We start from the raw sequence: 19,010 nt of genomic DNA on the forward strand, positions 1-19,010 counted from the left end.
TTCACGACCCCATCCCATCTCTTATTGGGCAATCGCCAACTGATTTTCTTCAATCAGCTCATACCCATTCGCCAACTGCTCTATTGCCTGATCAATCAACTCTACACCTTTGTGCACATCTTCTATCAGGCTCAACTGTCCGCGCAAATCAGCCGCCCCTGCGAAGCCTTTTGCATACCAAGTCATGTGTTTGCGTGCTTGACGCATTCCCCTGTCACCTTTGTATTCGTACAAAGCTTGTAAATGTTCCTTAGCACATTCCAAACGTTGAATTGGTGTAGGTGATGGTAATTCTTCCCCAGTTTTCAGGAAGTAATCAATTTCTCCTGCCAAAAACGGATAACCCAGAGTTCCACGGGAACACATCACCCCATCCGCACCCGTTTGTTCCAAACACTTCACCGCCGCTTCAACCGAGAAAATATCCCCATTACCAATCACTGGAATATCAAGAACTTCCTTAACGCGAGCAATCCATTCCCAACGAGCATTGCCGTTGTAACCTTGGGCGCGGGTACGTCCGTGTACCGTAATCATTTGCGCCCCTGCATCTTGCATCCGCTTAGCAAAGTCGAGAATTGTGATTTCCTTGTCACTCCAACCAATACGGGTTTTCACTGTTACAGGCACATCAACTGCCTTCACAACTTCCCTAACGATTGCCTCAGCGACTTCCGGCTGACGCAACAGCGAAGATCCACCACCATTTTTGGTAATTTTATTTACCGGGCAACCCATATTAATATCAACTGTATCAGCTCCTTCCTCAACCGCCTTTACCGCTGCTTCTGCCAGAAAATCTGGACGACAGTCAAACAACTGAATACTAATTGGTCGCTCGTTGCGGTCTACCTCCATGATTTTCGGCAACTGTTTGACATAGTGTAATCCCGTTGCGTTCACCATCTCCGTGTACATCATCGATTCAGGCGCATAGCGACGCACCAGCCGACGAAAGACCATATCCGTCACGCCAGACAAGGGCGACTGGAGAACGCGGCTTTTCACCTCAAAAGAACCAATTTTTAGAGGAGTCGAAAGTTTGGCTTTTAGGTCAGGAGATAGCGTAACCATATATGATGTCGAGGCGTACAAGCTTTTCTATTCTACTAAGCTGTGGGCTAAAACAGCCCTAAGTAAATCGCTTGTGATGACTCAAGATTCATTGCAAAAGTACTGCTTTGACGGCAAACACCACATTAACGATACGGTTCACCCGAATTACTCCTAGTATTAATTCTCATACATTAGACAAAGTGAAAGCAAATTCAGTCTATGAACAAACAAGAAAAACTTTTGAGGCTTAACCGCCCTAACCAAGGTTCGGAAAACCACCCTTCATGGACTGGCTACACAGGCTCAGTATATATATCAGCAGTAAATTAAACCAAAGGTATTCATGCTGAACTGGCTGCTTTCTAAATCCAGTTGGTTCAAAAATTTACTTCTTTATACTCTCATTCATTTTTTGTAGTTCTTTTGTAGTTATACGGAGCCAGCACCTACAATGGCAAAAGTAGTTGGAATTGACTTAGGTACGACAAACTCTTGCGTAGCAGTTATGGAAGGTGGGAAACCCACAGTTATTGCTAACGCGGAAGGTTTTCGGACAACACCTTCAGTTGTTGCGTTTGCAAAAAATGGCGATCGCCTGGTTGGTCAAATCGCCAAACGCCAAGGGGTGATGAACCCGGAAAACACCTTTTATTCTGTAAAGCGTTTTATTGGACGTAAGTACGACGAAATCACTCACGAAGCGACTGAAGTTTCTTACAAGGTTCAGCGCGACAGCAACGGAAACGTTAAACTGGAGTGTCCGCAAGTCGGTAAGCCTTTTGCTCCTGAAGAAATTTCGGCACAAGTTCTCCGCAAGCTTGTAGAAGATGCAAGCAAGTACATTGGTGAAACAGTAACCCAAGCTGTGATCACCGTTCCCGCATACTTCAACGACTCCCAACGGCAAGCGACCAAAGACGCTGGTAAGATTGCTGGTATTGAAGTTCTGCGGATTATCAACGAACCTACCGCAGCTTCTCTGGCATACGGTTTCGACAAGAAGAGCAACGAAACGATTCTCGTGTTTGACCTTGGTGGTGGTACATTCGACGTATCAATCCTGGAAGTTGGCGACGGTGTGTTTGAAGTGTTAGCAACTTCTGGTGATACTCACCTTGGTGGTGACGACTTCGACAAGAAAATCGTTGACTTCTTAGCGGAACAGTTCAGAAAAGACGAAGGTATAGACCTCCGCAGAGACAAACAAGCTTTACAACGTCTTACTGAAGCTGGAGAAAAAGCGAAAATTGAACTTTCTAGCGTCACCCAAGCGGAAATCAACCTGCCATTTGTGACGGCTACCCAAGATGGTCCCAAGCACTTGGATACAACGCTGACTCGCGCCAAGTTTGAAGAACTCTGTTCCGACTTAATTGATCGTTGCCGAATTCCTGTTGAGAACGCGCTACGCGATGCCAAACTAAGCAAGAACGATATTGATGAAGTTGTCTTAGTTGGTGGTTCTACCCGTATTCCCGCAGTCCAACAAGTGGTGAAGCAGGTGTTGGGTAAAGACCCCAACCAAAGCGTCAACCCTGATGAAGTTGTGGCAGTTGGTGCAGCAATTCAAGCAGGTGTTCTTGGTGGTGATGTTACTGGTATCTTGCTGTTAGACGTAACACCATTGTCCTTGGGTGTGGAAACCTTAGGCGGTGTTATGACTAAGATTATTCCTCGCAACACAACAATTCCTACCAAGAAGTCAGAAGTCTTCTCCACCGCTGTGGATGGTCAAACCAACGTGGAAATTCACGTCCTCCAAGGCGAACGGGAGATGTCAAACGACAATAAGAGCTTGGGTACCTTCCGTCTCGATGGAATTCCCCCTGCACCACGCGGCGTACCTCAAATTGAGGTGGTCTTTGATATTGACGCCAACGGTATTCTCAACGTTACTGCTAAGGACAAAGGTACTGGTAAGGAGCAGTCCATCAGTATTACTGGTGCTTCTACCTTGGATAAATCTGACGTTGAGCGGATGGTTAGAGAAGCAGAACAAAACGCTTCAACTGATAAAGATCGTCGTGAGAAAATCGACCGCAAGAACCAAGCCGACTCTTTGGCATATCAAGCCGAGAAGCAGTTGCAAGATTTAGGTGACAAAGTTCCCGCTGCTGATAAGACCAAGGTAGAAGGTTTAGTAAAAGACCTGCGCGACGCCGTTTCTAAGGAAGACGACGAGCAAATTAAGAAGGTTATGCCAGAACTGCAACAAGCGCTGTTTGCTGTTGGTAGTAATCTCTATCAACAAGCGGGTGGTACTGAAGCTTCTGCAAGCGCTGGCGCTAACACCTCTGATGGTTCTTCCTCCTCTTCTGGCACTGGCAGTGGTGATGATGTGATTGACGCTGATTTCACTGAATCAAAGTAGTTATTCTTCCGGTGGGTACTATCCACCGATAATCAGGATTCCCATCCAGAATGATTCTTGGATGGGAATTTTTTTTGCAAAGATAATGTCAAGTTGGGTTTGTAGTGCAAGTCGGAAGTTGGAAGTCAATTGCCAGGGCACGCACTCGTGTTCGCGGCAGACAAAAGTTTTTCGTTTGTCAGTAACCTCGTGTTTTTATCTAGCCTGTTATAGTTCCATCAGTTATAGACAAATATAAACAGCCGTTTGATTTACGGCTTAGACCCAAGTAACCACGAAACGCTTTTAGAGCGCTGGATGTTACTTATTAGGCACAGTAGTAGCATGCACTTCCACACATCTTCTATGCCTCGACAGTTAATAACTGAATGAATCGACACTACTTGAATTGTTGTTTGAAGTCAAACCTCAAATATTTTTGAGTTGGAGCAATACTTGATTTTGCAATTGTATTATACCAGATTTCGCTAGTAGTGTCTATAACTTGATTTAATTTTAATAATACGTACTCTGTGCGACAAACGCATTTATTGGGAAAACTATTAACGTAAGATCTAGAACTCCTCCGCAGATTTTTGCGAAGCTAGGTAGATCTTTAATTGCTTCTTAAGCGTTAAGCGTTAAGCGCCCTGACTTTGTTAGTTCACCCTATGGCTAACGCCACGCCTTACGGCTATCGGGGAGAACCTCCGGTTCCGCTGCGCTTTAGACCTCTGGGCGTGCGCTTTGCGCATACGCAGTCGCCTAGGTCGGGAAAGCCGTCATTCGCGCTGTCTCACCAAATCAAACCGGATTGTTATATTGCAACCAAGCTAAATAATTTTATCGATAATTGACTGAGTTTACTGAAGAAGGTAACTGCTTGCAAGTAGTTAACAATTTGTTCAGTTCTTAACACTCAGTTAAAGAGAGTATGAATTAGCTTTTTTACACAAGTATTGGAAATAAAATAGGAATCAATACTAGGTATGTATTGGATGAAAAAGTTTATTTATTTTGTTATTCTGTTGTATTGTTTGTTTTTAGGCATACCACCTTCTAGTGCTAAGTCAAAAGCTTTAAAGATGTCTGAAGCTGGGCGCTTTGCTGACAACGGGAGTGAGGGACAAGGAGAAAGAGCAGCAAAGGAGGAAAAGAGTAACAGAGTCGGGAAAACAACTCTTGTTCCCTCATTCGTCTTGTGGTCATCACAATCACGTCAATCAAAATTAAAGAATGCTACTTTTTTGGAGAAACAGGGGTTATCAAAAGAGCAAGTCTGGGTGATTGATGGAAAGCAAGAAGCACAGCACGAATCTTTTAATTGGGTTGTTGAAGATAATAAAAAAGTTGAACAACCTTTTTTACAAGTAGAGAATATTGCAGAGAACCCTATTAAGCCAGAAGAAAAAACTGAGGCCATTGGCAAACCATCAAAAAAGGAGGAATTAGAGGCGTTTGATAAAGTTGTCAAAGATGCTGAAATCCTGCCAGGGCTGTTTAATTTGTATCGAGACAAGGAAAAGAATAAAATTTATCTAGAAATAAAACCAGAACAACTCAAGAAAAATTATTTAGCCACAGGAACGTTAGAATCTGGGATTGGTGAGGCTGGAATCTACAGTGGAATGCCATTGCACGATTTTTTATTTTACTTTCAGCGGGTGAATAATAAATTGCAATTTGTGGTTCGCAATGTGAATTTTAGGACACGTGAAGGAGATCCACAACAGCGATCGCTCGCCCGATCTTTTAGTGACTCAGTTCTCTACTCAGTATCCATTAAAAGTATTCATCCAGTACGCAAAACAATTCTCATCGACTTGGGAGATCTACTACTAACAGATTTAGCTGGATTATCTCTTAGTTTGGGAGTTGCGCCAGCGACGGATAAATCCTATTTTGGGACTGCTAAAGCTTTTCCCCTAAATATGGAAATTGAGTCGGTGTTGAACTTCACTAACACTCGTGCCAATAGTGATAAACTCCGTTTTGGTGGTACACTAGCAGACCTTCGAGGCTTTAGCTTGCGCGTTCACTACAGTCTGTCTCAACTTAGCGAAAACAGTTATCGACCGCGTTTAGCCGATGAGCGTGTTGGCTATTTTATCACCGCCTACCAAGATATATCTAACGATGAGCACAGAGATCCATTTGTCCGCTACATCAACCGTTGGAATTTAGAAAAGCAAAACCCTAGCGCAGCCCTTTCTCCACCGAAAAAACCAATTATCTTCTGGATTGATAACGCAGTACCCCTAGAATACCGCGATGCAATCAAAGAAGGTGTGCTGCTGTGGAATAAAGCCTTTGAAAAAGCAGGATTCAAAGATGCGATTCAAGTACAGCAAATGCCGGATAATGCAACATGGGATCCAGCAGATATACGCTACAACACAATTCGCTGGATTAACACAGTAGATGGATATTTTGCTATGGGACCATCCCGTGTTAACCCATTGACGGGAGAAATTTTAGCTGCAGACATTCTGGTAGATGGCAGTTTTATCCGGGCACTCAAGAATGATTATTCTAGAGTTGGACAGTTCAACCAAACACAAAATCAGACGTCGCTATCTGCGTTGATGCAAAATAACCTGCTTTGCACCAATAAAACACAGGCAGAAAGTAGCGACACTTCCGTTGAGAGTGTGGAAATGGACGGGTTAGCGAATCGTTTATCAAAACTGGCAGGTCAGTATGACCTTTGCTATGGTATGGAAGCTGCTAACCAATTTGCTTACGGTTCAATGGCAATGAAGCTTTTGCAAAACACCCCGCCAAGTCGTGAGCAAATGAAAGATTATATTCATCAGTATTTACGCTTAATTATTGCACATGAAGTGGGACACACCTTGGGGTTGAGGCATAACTTCCGTGGTAGTACTTTGCTTACTCCCCAAGAGATCAACAATCCGGATATCACTCGCCGCAAGGGTATGATTTCGTCAGTGATGGACTATATTCCACCAAATCTTGCACCCCGAGGTACTAAGCAGGGAGATTATTTCCCTAAGATGATCGGACCTTATGATGAGTGGGCAATTCAATACGGATACGCACCAATTCCAGCCGCAACTCCTACAGGAGAAAAACCATTTTTGGATAAAATTGCTCAGCAATCTGACAAACCTGAGTTAAGTTATTCCACAGATGAAGATATGTTTGACCTTGACCCAACTGTTAACGCATGGGATGACAGCAGTAATGTGCTGGTCTATTCTCATTGGCAGTTGGATAATGCATTGGTTATGTGGCAACGTCTCAACAAGGTTGAGCTATTGTCTGGCGAGAGTTTTAGCGATGTGAAGGAACAGTTTGGTACAGTCTTTAATCAGTATTTTCAACACATTTATTATATTACAAAATACATAGGTGGTCAGTCTTTCTACAGAGTTCAACCGGGCGATCCTCAAGGAAAATTACCATTTCAACCTGTGCCTGTGGAAAAACAACGGCAGGCGTTAGATCTTGTACAAAAGTATGTATTCGCTGAAGATGCTCTGAGTTTTCCCCCAGAATTGCTGAATAAATTAGCACCTTCGCGTTGGCGGCATTGGGGAAGTTCTCCGCGAACTGGTCGTCTGGACTTTCCAATTCATGATTGGGTATTGTATATGCAGAGTTCGGTGTTGTGGGATTTGCTGTCAAGCGATCGCCTCTCCCGTCTCAAGGATATCGAACTCAAAACTGGTCGCGATCAAGCCCTGAGTTTACCAGAACTATTTGATACTTTACAAAACGATATTTGGACTGAGGTACTAAAACCAAATGGCAAGCCCATCGTTATATCTAGTTTGCGTCGAGGCTTGCAACGACAATATGTTGACAAATTGACTGCGATGGTTTTACGGAAAGAACGTGTCCCAGAAGATGCTCGAACACTTGCTTGGTATAAACTAAAACAGCTAAATGAAAAGCTGGATGGACTGAGTTCAAATGACGAGTACACCAAAGCACATTTGCTAGAAACACGCGATCGCATTACTAAAATCTTGAACGCCGAAGTGCAAGCGAATTAGGAAAATCTGTGTCAAAGATAGCTCGCGATATCATCTTATTACTTATAGTTTGTCAACTACTTTATACAAATGGCAATTTACCAAGTCTGAGTTCTTACAGTAATGACTTATTAATGGGAAATGACTCTAATTGGTTGAAATCTGAGATGGAACTTGTTTTTTTTCCAAAGAAGCAGTTTGATATCAGCAAGGGAAATTTCCAAGATATGCTGGAAGCACTTGCAGTTCGTGAAACAGGGCTATCATCAGGAAATCCTAATCAGTACCAATTTGAAAACCCACTCTCATTTATTGGTAAGTATCAATTCGGAGAAATCTTGCTGATTCGTCTTGGTTACTACAAAGCCGACGTTTATTATGGACATGGTGCTGACAAGAATGACTGGCGAGGTACATGGACAAAAAAGAATGGTATTGATAGCAAATTAAAATTTCTCAATTCCCCTAATGTTCAAGAAGAAGCGATTCGTGAGGCTTTTAGGGTGTATTGGAAGGATATCAACGATATTCTGACTCAGCAAGGTAAGTCTATAAATAATTACCTTGGTCATAAAAAAACGTTTAATGATAAAGAGAAGTCAAAAACAATCACAGTTACTCTTTCTGGTATTTTAGCAGGAGCATACCTGAGAGGTCCTGATCAAGTGGTAGAGCTTCTGGTAAAAGGAAAAGTATCTCACGACGAATTTGGCACTTCTATTCTTGAATACATGGAGATATTTGGCGGTTATGACATGAGAATAGAAGATTTATGAATTTTTGCCAACAAAGTACTCAGAACGGGCTGCGCCCTTGCACTCTACAGAACTCAGAATAGTTGCTCCAATAGCTCATCACGAGTGAGACCAAAATGCTCCGCAACTTATCGTAATATAGCATTTAGCGTACCGATCTTTAGCGGATCGTGGGCAGGAATGGTAATATGGTGTTCGCCTTGAAGTTGAGTAGTTAAGCGAATATGACTACCAGTTTGTCGATCTACCGCATAACCAAAAATAGCTAATGCCTTAACCAAATCCTCACCCGACAAATCTCGCGGTAGCTTCACGATGCAATAACCTCATCCCGAACAAAATGTAACCGAATTACTTTTGGACGGGTATCCTCATCAGGGAAATGACATCGAACCGCATCACGAACCATTTCTTTTAAAGTCGTCATGTCCGAAGCCTGGGTGAAAATTGGTTCACCCAAGGCTGTTGCCACATAACCACTTTCAGGGTCTTCTTCAATCAGAAATACAATCTCTGACCTTGTGTTTTTCACTAATTATTCTGTCAGTAGCTAGTTACAACAATAATTTTACAGTAAATTTCATTCTCACTTACAACCTACAACAGCAACCTTCAGGTGAATGTCATTCTGTTAATGTAGCTCCTACAATCTCAGGATTCGCGAATAATTTCTCTTCTTTTATTTTTGCAAAATTGGGATGCTCCCTCAAATCTTCTCGTTGCATTTCCCAAGCGAGGGTAGTGAAAATTATTTGATCTAAGTTGTTATATTTGGGCTTCCAACCTAGAACTTTGTGAATTTTATCTGCACAAGCTGTAACGCAAGCTGGATCACCAAGACGACGTTCTAATTCAATGACGGAGAAATCTACTCCAGAAATTGCCTTCACCCTTTCGATCACCTGTCGGACGCTGTAACCCTGTCCATAGCCACAGTTAAATATTTGGCTATCATTACCCTGTTCAAGATAACGCAAAGCATCAAGGTGTGCTGTTGCTAAGTCCTCAACGTGAATGTAGTCTCGAATCCCTGTTCCATCTGGTGTGGGAAAATCAGTACCAAAAATTCGCACTTCCGGCTTGCGTTGGAGTGCTGCATCACAGGTGACTTTTATTAAGTGAGTAGCATTTTGCGACATTGAGCCTTGTCGTCCTTGAGGATCTGCGCCTGCAACATTAAAGTAGCGGAGAATGACGTACCGCAGAGGGTTGACTGCTCCATAGTCTTGGAGAATCCACTCGCTCATCAATTTTGAGCGTCCATAGGGGTTAATCGGTTGTGTAGGAGTTGATTCAGTAACTGGAATTTCCTTTGGTTCCCCATAGACTGCTGCTGTACTGGAAAAGATGAACTGGTTGACGCTCATCGCACTACAGCAACGGAGTAAGTTTAAGGTATTGCATGTGTTGTTGGCGTAATAATCAAGGGGATGAGCTACTGACTCTGGGACAATCAGACTGGCCGCAAAATGCAGCACTGCACTAAATTGATGCTTGGCAAAGACTTGGTAAAGATGATCAATGTCGGCTAAATCGCCAATGATCAACTCACCATGCAGTACTGCTTTTGGCGAACCTGTAGAGCAATTGTCATAAACTACGACATCATAGCCAGCTTCACCCAGCTGGCGTACGACGTGGGAGCCAATGTAGCCTGCACCTCCAGTGACTAAGACTTTCTTGTTCATCTGCCTTTACCCAGTAAAACGACTCGAATAGTCTTAAAGAAAATTGCCAAATCTAACCACAGAGAATAATTCTTGATGTAGTAAAGGTCATATGACAGCTTTTCGTAAGCATCCTCAATGGATGCTCCATAGGGATAGATAACCTGTGCCCAACCTGTGATTCCAGGTTTGACTAAGTAACGAATATCGTAATAAGGGATTGCTTCTCTGAGCTTGTCATCGAACTCTGGGCGTTCTGGACGAGGGCCAATCAGACTCATGTCCCCCGAAAGTACATTCCATAGTTGAGGCAGTTCATCAATTCGTACCAGACGTAACCAGTATCCTACCCTGGTTATACGGGGATCTCGTTGACTTGCCCACTGTGCTCCTCGTTTCTCCGCATCTTGATACATAGAGCGGAACTTGTAAACCCTAAATGCTTTGCCGTGTAGTCCTGTTCGTAACTGACTGTAGAAAACTGGGCCTCGACTATCTAATTTAATTGCTAGTGCAGCAATTAACATGAGTGGTAACAGGAGCATCAGTAGCAATGCCGTTGAAATTATGTCTACTAAACGCTTCAACTTTAAATTGATACTATCAGACATCAGGTAAAAGCCTGCATTAAAAGCAAACCATCTATCTTGGAGTAAGGAGGACGGAAGTTTATACCACAGCTTTTCATAACAATCTGGCAGTCTATAAACTGGAGTTCCTTGCAGTCGCAATTGCATCAATTGCTGCACTTGTGCATCAGATAATTTGACCTCCGTTTCTACCAAGACTCCTGACCAGGACTGGGAACTCCAGTTAGAGAAGTCTGAAAGATTTCCTACATAATTAACGCGATCTGGTAACTGAGTTGTATCTTCGGTGTTGTCACACAAAAGAACTAAGCGTCCTAGAGGATTAACCTGTAAAAAGTCTTGTACAAATTTGACAGTGCTCTCTCCTGCACCTAGAATTAGCCAACAAACTTGCTGAGCGTGTGATCGCACCAAGTTAACTACCCATATACGTAACATCACAGCCCAGATAGTAAATATTCCTAGAGTTGGTAGCACAACGCTTCGTCTTAAAAGGGGATTGTACTTCCAAGCATTAGTTAGGTAAATGAAGGCAGCAATCACTCCGGCAATGAAGATATTACATATGATGATGCGAGCTGGAACTCGCAAACCTGCAATTTGGCTATCTGGTTTGTAGGTGTCTGCCAAGTAAAGTGCTGAAAGAACTAATAGGATTAATCCATAACAAAAGGGATTCAATCCATGAATAAAAGAGTTTGTTCTCAACCAGCAAGTAAATTCCAAACAGATAATCAAGCCAAAGATATCTCCTGCTAAAAGCAGAACATTGAGATAATGGTTTCTATTTAATGGCTTGGTGTTTGTTAAGGGCTTGAAGTAAGTTTGAGTCATACGCATTGATGTGTGTGGGTTATTTTTTTACATCGGTGCGCTTGCTTTATTGCCAAATCTCATAGCAAAGCTAACAGCTAAATAAGTTGGAAACAGAAGTATTTGGTAATATATCCCCTGATTATTTTTCTTGAACTAGTAAGCTGTTTCACATAAAAGTTGTCTGATCTTCTATTAGGCAAGTAAAGAGATAATCTTGACGTCTTGACTTTGACCGCAACGCTATCGCTGCCTACGGCACTCTGCGCTAACAAGGGCATGCTTTTGAACGGCATTTGCACTAAACCAGAGAACCTCCAAAGGTTCACTGCTGCTTCCCATTGACAATCTTCACGGGGGTTTGTGTGCAATCCCTGTGTTTTAGCTTATCTTCCTTCCCTACACTAATAATGTTGATCTCTATTAGCCAACTTTCAGTCTTAGGCGATGTCCACAATTCGGGTAAGTATGGTTGCTATGGAAACCCGACCACAACGCTTTTCCTGACAGTATCAGAACTTACACATAGACACATAGACTATGTGTTTATCTATGTCATTGCGACGCAAAAAGCAATCTCTCAAAGCCTTATTTTTCGTAATAAGGGCGTAAGTCCTAAATACAAAGCTGTATGGAACATTGCTACTTAGAGCGGTACTGCTTTCCCTGGTTCACTAACAGTACAAGCGCATACACTGAACTAACAGTTATTTTTTATGACTAAATAAATTTAGTCAGCATCTATACAAAAAAATGCACAATATACTATACTTTTTACACCTTTCGCGAAAAGCTTCATTTTAAAGTTTTGAACGTTGTAGGTGGAGTATAGCTCTCGCTTTGCAAGTATTACTTTGTTCAGGCAAATTTAGTACGTTTACCATAAGAGTAATTTATCAGGGGATCTTATTCTTTGATAAAAAGAATACAAGATTCACTTTTTCTTTAAGAATTTATGAAAAAAATAAATTTTGCGTAAAATTTAACTGAAAGATATGTGTATTTTACGGATACGGTTTGAATAGGAAGAGAAAACAGTTAGTAGGGTAATTACATCGTTATGATGTCAATTCCCTAAATCTTTATTAACCTTTGTTTAAGAATTTATGAAAAAAATGAATTTTGCGTAAAATTTAACTGAAAGATATGTGTATTTTACGGATACGGTTTGAATAGGAAGAGAAAACAGTTAGTAGGGTAATCACATTGTTATGATGTCAATTCCCTAAATCTTTGTCATTGCAAGTGAAACGCAGCGTAGCGGTTCCTCTTAGGAACTAGTGGAACGTAAGCGCAAAGCCACGCTAAGAGCCTAAGCGCAAGCGCACGCAATCATGCGTTAGCCGTAAGGCGTGCCGTAGGCATACACGCAGCCTATCCCTTTGGAACTCAGCAATCGCAAGGGTTTGGAGAACTTTACTTTCTGTTACATAGTTAGGTTTTTTTGACTGACTTACTTACACCTCTGACTCTTAACTTGCTTATTTGCTATGCCTTCTGACCAAGAAGACCAAAACTCCTTAGATTTGCAACAATACTCGCTGATTTTTAAAAGGCGTTGGCTAGTCATAGCTACAGTGGCTGGCTCAGTCTTTGGATTGTCAGCTTTAACTGCTTTCAGGCAAAAACCAATTTATGAAGCAGAAGGCAAGCTGCTTTTTAATAAAACTGATCGCGTTTCTTCGCTGACAAGTCCCTCAGCATCAGTTGGAGAGTTAAGTGGTGTAACTCAACTAAGCAGCCCTTTGGATACAGAAGCAGAGGTAATTCGTTCTAACCCGATAGTTGAGAAAACCATTACTAACCTGAAGCTGACAGATAAGAAAGGAGTACCCCTAGAAATAGATGAGTTTCTCAAAAAACTCAAGGTTAAAAGCATGAAGGGTACGGACATCTTGTCGATTTATTACAACAGTACCGATCCAAAAGAAGCCGCAGCTGTTGTGAATTCGCTGATGACTTATTATCTGGAGAACAATGTTAGTGTCAATCAAACCCAGGCGACAGCCGCAAAAAGATTTTTGACCAAGCAATTGCCTGAGGTTGAGGGAAGGGTAATAAGAGCAGAGGCAGGTTTGCGTCGGTTTAAAGAAGAAAACAAAGTAGTTGCTTTAGATCAAGAAGCTACCACAGGCGTGGAAAGGCTTACAGCTTTATCAGACCAGATTACTCAGGCTCAGTCAAATTTGGTAGATGCCGAGACTCGCTCACAACTTCTGCAACGTCAATTGAAATTGAATTCGCAGCAAGCTGTGGATATGGGCAATTTAAGCCAATCAAAAGCTGTGCAGCAGGTACTAACAGAATACCAGCAAGCAGAAAACGAACTAGCAGTCGCACAGACTCGCTATACAAATGAGCATCCTCAGATCGCTAATTTGATGGCAAAAGCAGCAGCCCTGAGAAAGCAGCTAGAGGTGAGAGTTGGCGAAAATGTTGGCAAGCAGCCTGTGTCCCAGCAGAATTTGCAGATGGGAGAACTCAAACAAAGCTTAACTGCTCAGTTGGTGCAGTCGGATGTAGAACGTTCAGCACTAGCCAACCGAGTCACGGTTTTGAAGAATGCATACGCACTTTCGCAAAAACGCTTGAGTATCTTACCTCTACTGCAACAAAAACAGCAACAGCTAGAGCGACAGTTGCAAGTAGCTAGAACAACTTATGAAGAATTGTTGAAGCGATCCCAAGAAGTGGAGGTAGTAGTAAATCAAAATGTCGGCAATGCAAGGGTAGTATCTGGGGCTTTAGTTCCCAACAAAGCAAATTCCAACATTATACTCTACCTAGCGCTCGGTGGATTTTTGGGAATTTTGCTGGGTGTAGGGATAGCTTTGATGTTGGAAGCTATGGATCAATCCCTGAAAACTCTTGAACAAGCCCAGCAGCTATTTGGTTATCCTTTACTAGGTACAATTCCTCACTTTGGTCAAAAAGCGAAGGCTGGTAAAGAGTCTTTAGTCGAACTGCCAGTCAGAGATAATCCTCATTCACTAGCAAGTTCAGCCTTTGAGATGCTTCAAACAAACTTGGATTTTAGCATCTCTGATAAACCACTGAAAATAATTGCGGTGGTTAGTTCAACTCCAGGTGAAGGCAGATCATTTGTGGCAGCAAACCTGGCAGTAGCTAAGGCACATATGGGACGCAGGGTGCTGTTAGTAGATGCAGATATGCGTCACTCTTGTCAAGAGAAAATCTGGAAATTATCTAACCCAATCGGACTAAGTAATGTTCTAGTCGGTCAAGCAGAATTTCCCCTCACTACCCAAGAAGTACTAGTTAATTTGGATGTGCTAACCGTTGGCACAATTCCACCTAACCCAGCAGCATTACTAAACTCCCAGCGCATGGTGTCGTTGATTCAAGAGGCAGCTAAAAACTATGACTGTGTAATTATTGACACTCCCGCTCTGAGTTTGTTTGGTGATGCCTTGATGTTGAGCAAGGTGGCAGATGGGATATTGCTGGTTGTACGTCCGGGAGTGCTTGACACGACTGTTGCCAAGAACACGAAAACGATGCTAGAGCAATCGCGATCGCACGTTTTGGGAATGGTGGTGAATGGGGTTACGGGTGTGAGTGGTTATAGTTACTACTCTTCTAAGGAGTATTACCAAAATAATGGAAACGAGAATAAGGTAAGCAAAGAGAATTACCAAAAAGTTTGAACTTCTAATATGCCTTTTTCTTCATCTAATTCAGACAGCACCGCACTAATCGCGCTGACTTATGACACCAAAGTTTTCACAAAATCCTCAACCACTAAGTTTGCGCCGCAATTTTTCTTGGACTTTTGTCGGAAATCTTGTTTACGCAGGTTGTCAGTGGGGGATGTTGGTAGTGCTTGCCAAATTGGGAACCCCAGAGATGGTAGGACATTTTACCTTGGGGTTAGCAGTTACAGCTCCGGTTATTTTATTCTCAAATCTTAATTTACGGGCAATTCAAGCGACGGATGCCAAACAGCAATACTGTTTCGCGGACTACCTAGGATTAAGGTTGTTAACAACTATACTGTCACTTTTAGTTATAGCTGGGCTAACCGTTGCTGGGGGTTATAACGGTGAAACAGCCCAAGTGATTTTGATTATAGGGCTAGCAAAGAGTATTGAATCTATAAGTGATGTTTTCTACGGTTTGCTACAGCAGCACGAGCAAATGGATCGAATTGCCAAGTCGATGATTGTCAAAGGATTGCTTTCGCTGATTGCTTTAGGAATTGGAGTTTACTTGACAAAAAGTATTGTTTGGGGTGCGATCGCTCTCACACTAGCTTGGTTATTGATTTTATTGAGTTATGACATCTCCAGTGGCAAATTAATTGCCGCAAGTCAAAGAAAACCTCGCTGGGATATAGCAAAACTGATGAAATTGGCAGGTGTTGGACTACCCCTAGGTTTTGTGATGATGCTAATTTCTCTTAACACTAATATTCCTCGTTATTTCATTGAGCAAACATTGGGACATAGGGAACTAGGAATTTTTGCGGCGATCGGCTATTTGCAGGTAACGGGAACTACCGTTGTCTCGGCATTAGGACAGTCAGCTAGCCCCAGGCTAGCGAGATATTACGCAACCAAAGATATTTTAATGTTCCGTAATTTACTTCTGAAGTTGGTAGGTATTGGTGCTGTCTTGGGTGTCACAGGTGTAGTGATGGCAATGGTTGCTGGACAGCAAATCCTGACTTTGCTGTATAAACCTGAGTATGCTCAACACGCGGATATCTTTGTCTGGTTGATGGTTTCCGCTGGAATTGGCTACATAGCCTCATTTTTGGGATATGGCATGACAGCAGCTCAATATTATAGAACCCAACTACCGCTATTTATTTTAGTTACTGGTGTGATCGCTGTTTCGAGTTTTTATTTAATCGAGCCTTACAAGCTACAAGGTGCTGCCTTAGTATTTGCGATTGGAGCGATCGCGCAATTGATTGGCAGTCTGGCAGTTGTCATTTATGCAGTTTTAATTAATACACACACTAAAAAAGCATGAGAACTATTACTGAAACTAGAAAAGATAAAATTCGTATCCTTCATGTTGTTGGTTCCATGGTGAGAGGAGGATTGGAAACTTGGTTAATGCACGTTTTGCGAAATTATGATCGCCAATGTTTTCAAATGGACTTTTTAGTTGAAACTACAAAACACTGTGCTTACGACGATGAGGTATTAGCTCTAGGTAGCAAAATCATCCCATGTCTTGAACCATCTCAACCATTACTCTATGCACGTAATTTCAAACGAGTTTATCAGGAACACGGATCTTACGACATTATTCACAGTCATATCCACAACTACAGTGGCTATGTTCTGCGATTAGCTAAACAAGTTGGTATTCCTGTCCGCATTGCCCACAGTCATAACGATACTTCCTCTCTCAAGACTAAAGCCGGATTAAAGCGGCGCTTATATTTAGCTTTGACAGAATACTGGATTAAGCGCTACGCCACACTTGGACTAGCTTGTTCTGGTAAGGCAGCGGCTGCGCTTTATGGTGCAAATTGGAAAAATGATCCCCGCTTTTCTATCTACTATTGCGGAATTGATTTTTCTAAGTGGAAATTAGAGACTGATAATGTTGCTATCCGTACAGAACTGGGTATTCCTCAAGATGCTTTTGTTATTGGTCACGTTGGCAGGTTTGCAGAACAAAAGAATCACTCGTTTCTCATAGATATTGCGGCAGAAGTTATCAAACGCAAGCCTAAAACACAACTTTTGTTAGTAGGTGACGGTCCTCTGCGTTCAGAAATAGAAAAAAAAGTCCGTGAGGCGAATTTAACTGACCATGTAATTTTTGCTGGATTACGTTCTGATGTACGTCAGATTATGCAGGGTGCAATGGATATTTTTCTCTTTCCATCGCTGTATGAAGGGTTACCACTGGTATTAGTTGAAGCACAAGCAGCCAGACTTCCCTGTATTTTTTCAGATGTGATCGCGGAGGAGACAGATGTAGTCAAATTTATGATGCATCGCTTATCTTTATCACAGCCTGCATCAGTGTGGGCAGAAGCAATTCTTGAATTCAAAGCCTTTAAACCTAAGTTTACTCGAACAGATGCTCTTAAAACAGTCAAAGCTAGCTCGCTTAATATAGTCAATACTTTGGAAATACTACAAAAAATTTATGATAGTTCATACCAATCAAGTAACTATAAATAAACAAAAACAACTTTTGATCATCAGTATGAATTGTTTTGTTTTATTTTTGATTATTGTTGTCTTTCGATTGATCGCGACAGGAGAATTTATTGGAAAATATGATAACTTAATTTATCCAGTATGCTGGCTATTATTATTTACATTTATTTGGGCTGTAATTTCATGGAAGTGGTTAATAAACAGATTTTTTGATCCGTATATTTTATTTTTATTTTCATTCCTTTTATTTAATGGTGGACAAGGTGTTTTAGAAATATTACATCTTAATACATTTGGTATTTTGGCTAGTAATGATCCTCGTTCTCTAAACGCAAATTTTTCGTCAGAAATTTTGATAACCACTTTATTAATAGTTATCTTGTCACTAACTACATTACATACGGGTGCGCTCTTTAACATAGTTCTAAACAAAGATAAAAAAGTTATTTTCAAAAAAGATGATGTCAGCCCAAAAAAGTTCTTATTAATTCATAAATATGTTCTTTGGATCGGATGGGTATTACTGGGGATATCGCTTGTTCCGGCATTTTTTACTCTTGGCAGTGCTATTTCTAATGTTACTACCTATGGTTATTTAGCCCTTTATCAGGAAAACATTCCAGTAGGTGCCGAGGCTACACCACGGATTCTAGCTACTTTCCTGATTCCTGCTGCTCTTTTTTTACTTGCTGGTAGCAATAAAAAGCAAAATATCATCGCTATATCAATGATAGTAATTATTACTATATCGATAATTCAGCTTTTCTTAGGAGCTAGGTCGCAAGCAGTTATGCCTATGGTTGCTTATCTATGGTTGTGGCATCGTTGCATCAAACCGTTACCTAAAGTTTTGATTTTGATATCCAGCAGTTTAGTACTGTTAATTATATTGCCACTTGTTGGTTCAATTAGATTAATTAGTGGTGAAGATCGCCTGTCTCTAGATTTTATAATAGATGCATTTTTCTCAATTGATAATCCTGCCATAGCAATATTTTCGGAAATGGGCAGTTCTATGGGGACAATAGCCCACACTATTGAGTTAGTTCCGTCTCAAAGAGGTTTTGATATGGGAGCTAGTTACGGCTATGCCCTACTCACCCTTATCCCTAATTTGTTTTGGGATATTCATCCTACTATTGCCAGAGGTTTAGCTGAAAAATGGTTAGTTGATACTGTAAATCCATACATCTCTAGTATTGGGGGTACGATGGGATATTCCTTTATAGCTGAAGCTTATCTCAACTTTGGTTTGATTGGCACAGCAATTTTTATGGCATTTTTTGGTTTTTTATTTGCCAAATTGACATTATGGTCTGTCAAAGATAATCAGCCTGCAAAAATGGCAACAATGGCTAGTTTTCTAAGTTTTGTGCTATTTTATCCCCGCGCTGAATCAGCCTTACTAATTCGTCCCTTGGTGTGGTATTCTTTACTGCCTTATTTATTGACAAATGTGGTAAAATTAACACATAAAAAATCAGTAACTAGCAAATTAATCGGTAAAGTTTATAAAAAATATTAAAAAACTGCTAATTTCCCAATAAAAATTTATTAATTGTTTACACCTTATTTTTATTATTCAAAGCCTAAAATTAGTAATATTTTTTATAATTTTAATTTCTGGAG

12 protein-coding genes are annotated in these 19,010 nt (G+C 41.4%); 7 read left to right on the forward strand and 5 right to left on the reverse strand.

Translation table 11 applies throughout. The features are described 5' to 3' along the window. Positions 1–21 precede the first annotated feature (21 nt). On the reverse strand, positions 22–1,074 hold the full coding sequence (gene dusB / locus AC5JM2_RS21165) for a tRNA dihydrouridine synthase DusB (protein WP_495836806.1): 1,053 nt from the start codon (positions 1,072–1,074) through the stop codon (positions 22–24). Positions 1,075–1,507: 433 nt separating this feature from the next. Here dusB and dnaK point away from each other — a divergent pair, with 433 nt between their 5' ends. The 3 genes from dnaK to AC5JM2_RS21180 all read left to right on the forward strand — a co-directional run bounded on the left by dnaK (position 1,508) and on the right by AC5JM2_RS21180 (position 8,183). Further along, entirely contained in the window at positions 1,508–3,427 is a 1,920-nt protein-coding gene (dnaK, locus tag AC5JM2_RS21170; RefSeq protein WP_495836807.1) for a molecular chaperone DnaK, read from the forward strand. Between the two features lie 977 nt (positions 3,428–4,404). Beyond that, positions 4,405–7,428: a zinc-dependent metalloprotease gene (locus AC5JM2_RS21175; protein WP_495836808.1), complete on the forward strand. Its 3,024-nt coding sequence runs from the start codon at positions 4,405–4,407 to the stop codon at positions 7,426–7,428. A gap of 8 nt (positions 7,429–7,436) precedes the next feature. Continuing rightward, the gene (locus AC5JM2_RS21180; RefSeq protein WP_495836809.1) at positions 7,437–8,183 is read left to right on the forward strand and encodes a hypothetical protein; all 747 of its coding nucleotides are present in this window, start codon (positions 7,437–7,439) and stop codon (positions 8,181–8,183) included. Positions 8,184–8,290: 107 nt separating this feature from the next. Here AC5JM2_RS21180 and AC5JM2_RS21185 read toward each other — a convergent pair whose 3' ends face one another. The 4 genes from AC5JM2_RS21185 to AC5JM2_RS21200 form a co-directional block, all read right to left on the reverse strand. After that, positions 8,291–8,476 (reverse strand): type II toxin-antitoxin system HicA family toxin, encoded by a 186-nt coding sequence (locus AC5JM2_RS21185; protein ID WP_495836810.1) that lies wholly within the window; start codon positions 8,474–8,476, stop codon positions 8,291–8,293. Continuing rightward, positions 8,473–8,694, reverse strand: a complete 222-nt coding sequence (locus AC5JM2_RS21190; protein WP_495836811.1) for a 2-oxoisovalerate dehydrogenase E1 subunit beta — start codon at positions 8,692–8,694, stop codon at positions 8,473–8,475. The genes AC5JM2_RS21185 and AC5JM2_RS21190 overlap by 4 nt, the downstream gene beginning before the upstream one ends. Before the next feature lie 91 nt (positions 8,695–8,785). Continuing rightward, entirely contained in the window at positions 8,786–9,850 is a 1,065-nt protein-coding gene (gene galE, locus AC5JM2_RS21195; RefSeq protein WP_495836812.1) for a UDP-glucose 4-epimerase GalE, read from the reverse strand. Beyond that, positions 9,847–11,259, reverse strand: coding sequence for a sugar transferase (locus AC5JM2_RS21200; RefSeq protein ID WP_495836813.1), 1,413 nt, complete (start codon positions 11,257–11,259; stop codon positions 9,847–9,849). Before AC5JM2_RS21200 ends, galE begins: the two co-directional genes overlap by 4 nt. Before the next feature lie 1,463 nt (positions 11,260–12,722). On the opposite strand from AC5JM2_RS21200, the gene AC5JM2_RS21205 reads away from it, so the two are divergent. The 4 genes from AC5JM2_RS21205 to wzy all read left to right on the forward strand — a co-directional run bounded on the left by AC5JM2_RS21205 (position 12,723) and on the right by wzy (position 18,906). Continuing rightward, positions 12,723–14,900: a GumC family protein gene (locus tag AC5JM2_RS21205; protein WP_495836814.1), complete on the forward strand. Its 2,178-nt coding sequence runs from the start codon at positions 12,723–12,725 to the stop codon at positions 14,898–14,900. A gap of 61 nt (positions 14,901–14,961) precedes the next feature. After that, a complete protein-coding gene (locus tag AC5JM2_RS21210) occupies positions 14,962–16,230 on the forward strand; it encodes a lipopolysaccharide biosynthesis protein (RefSeq protein ID WP_495836815.1) in 1,269 nt (422 codons plus the stop codon). Further along, positions 16,227–17,402 (forward strand): glycosyltransferase family 1 protein, encoded by a 1,176-nt coding sequence (locus tag AC5JM2_RS21215; protein WP_495836816.1) that lies wholly within the window; start codon positions 16,227–16,229, stop codon positions 17,400–17,402. The genes AC5JM2_RS21210 and AC5JM2_RS21215 overlap by 4 nt, the downstream gene beginning before the upstream one ends. Continuing rightward, positions 17,368–18,906, forward strand: coding sequence for an O-antigen polysaccharide polymerase Wzy (gene wzy / locus AC5JM2_RS21220; protein ID WP_495836817.1), 1,539 nt, complete (start codon positions 17,368–17,370; stop codon positions 18,904–18,906). Before AC5JM2_RS21215 ends, wzy begins: the two co-directional genes overlap by 35 nt. Positions 18,907–19,010 lie beyond the last annotated feature (104 nt).

This window comes from Brasilonema angustatum (assembly GCF_059505445.1).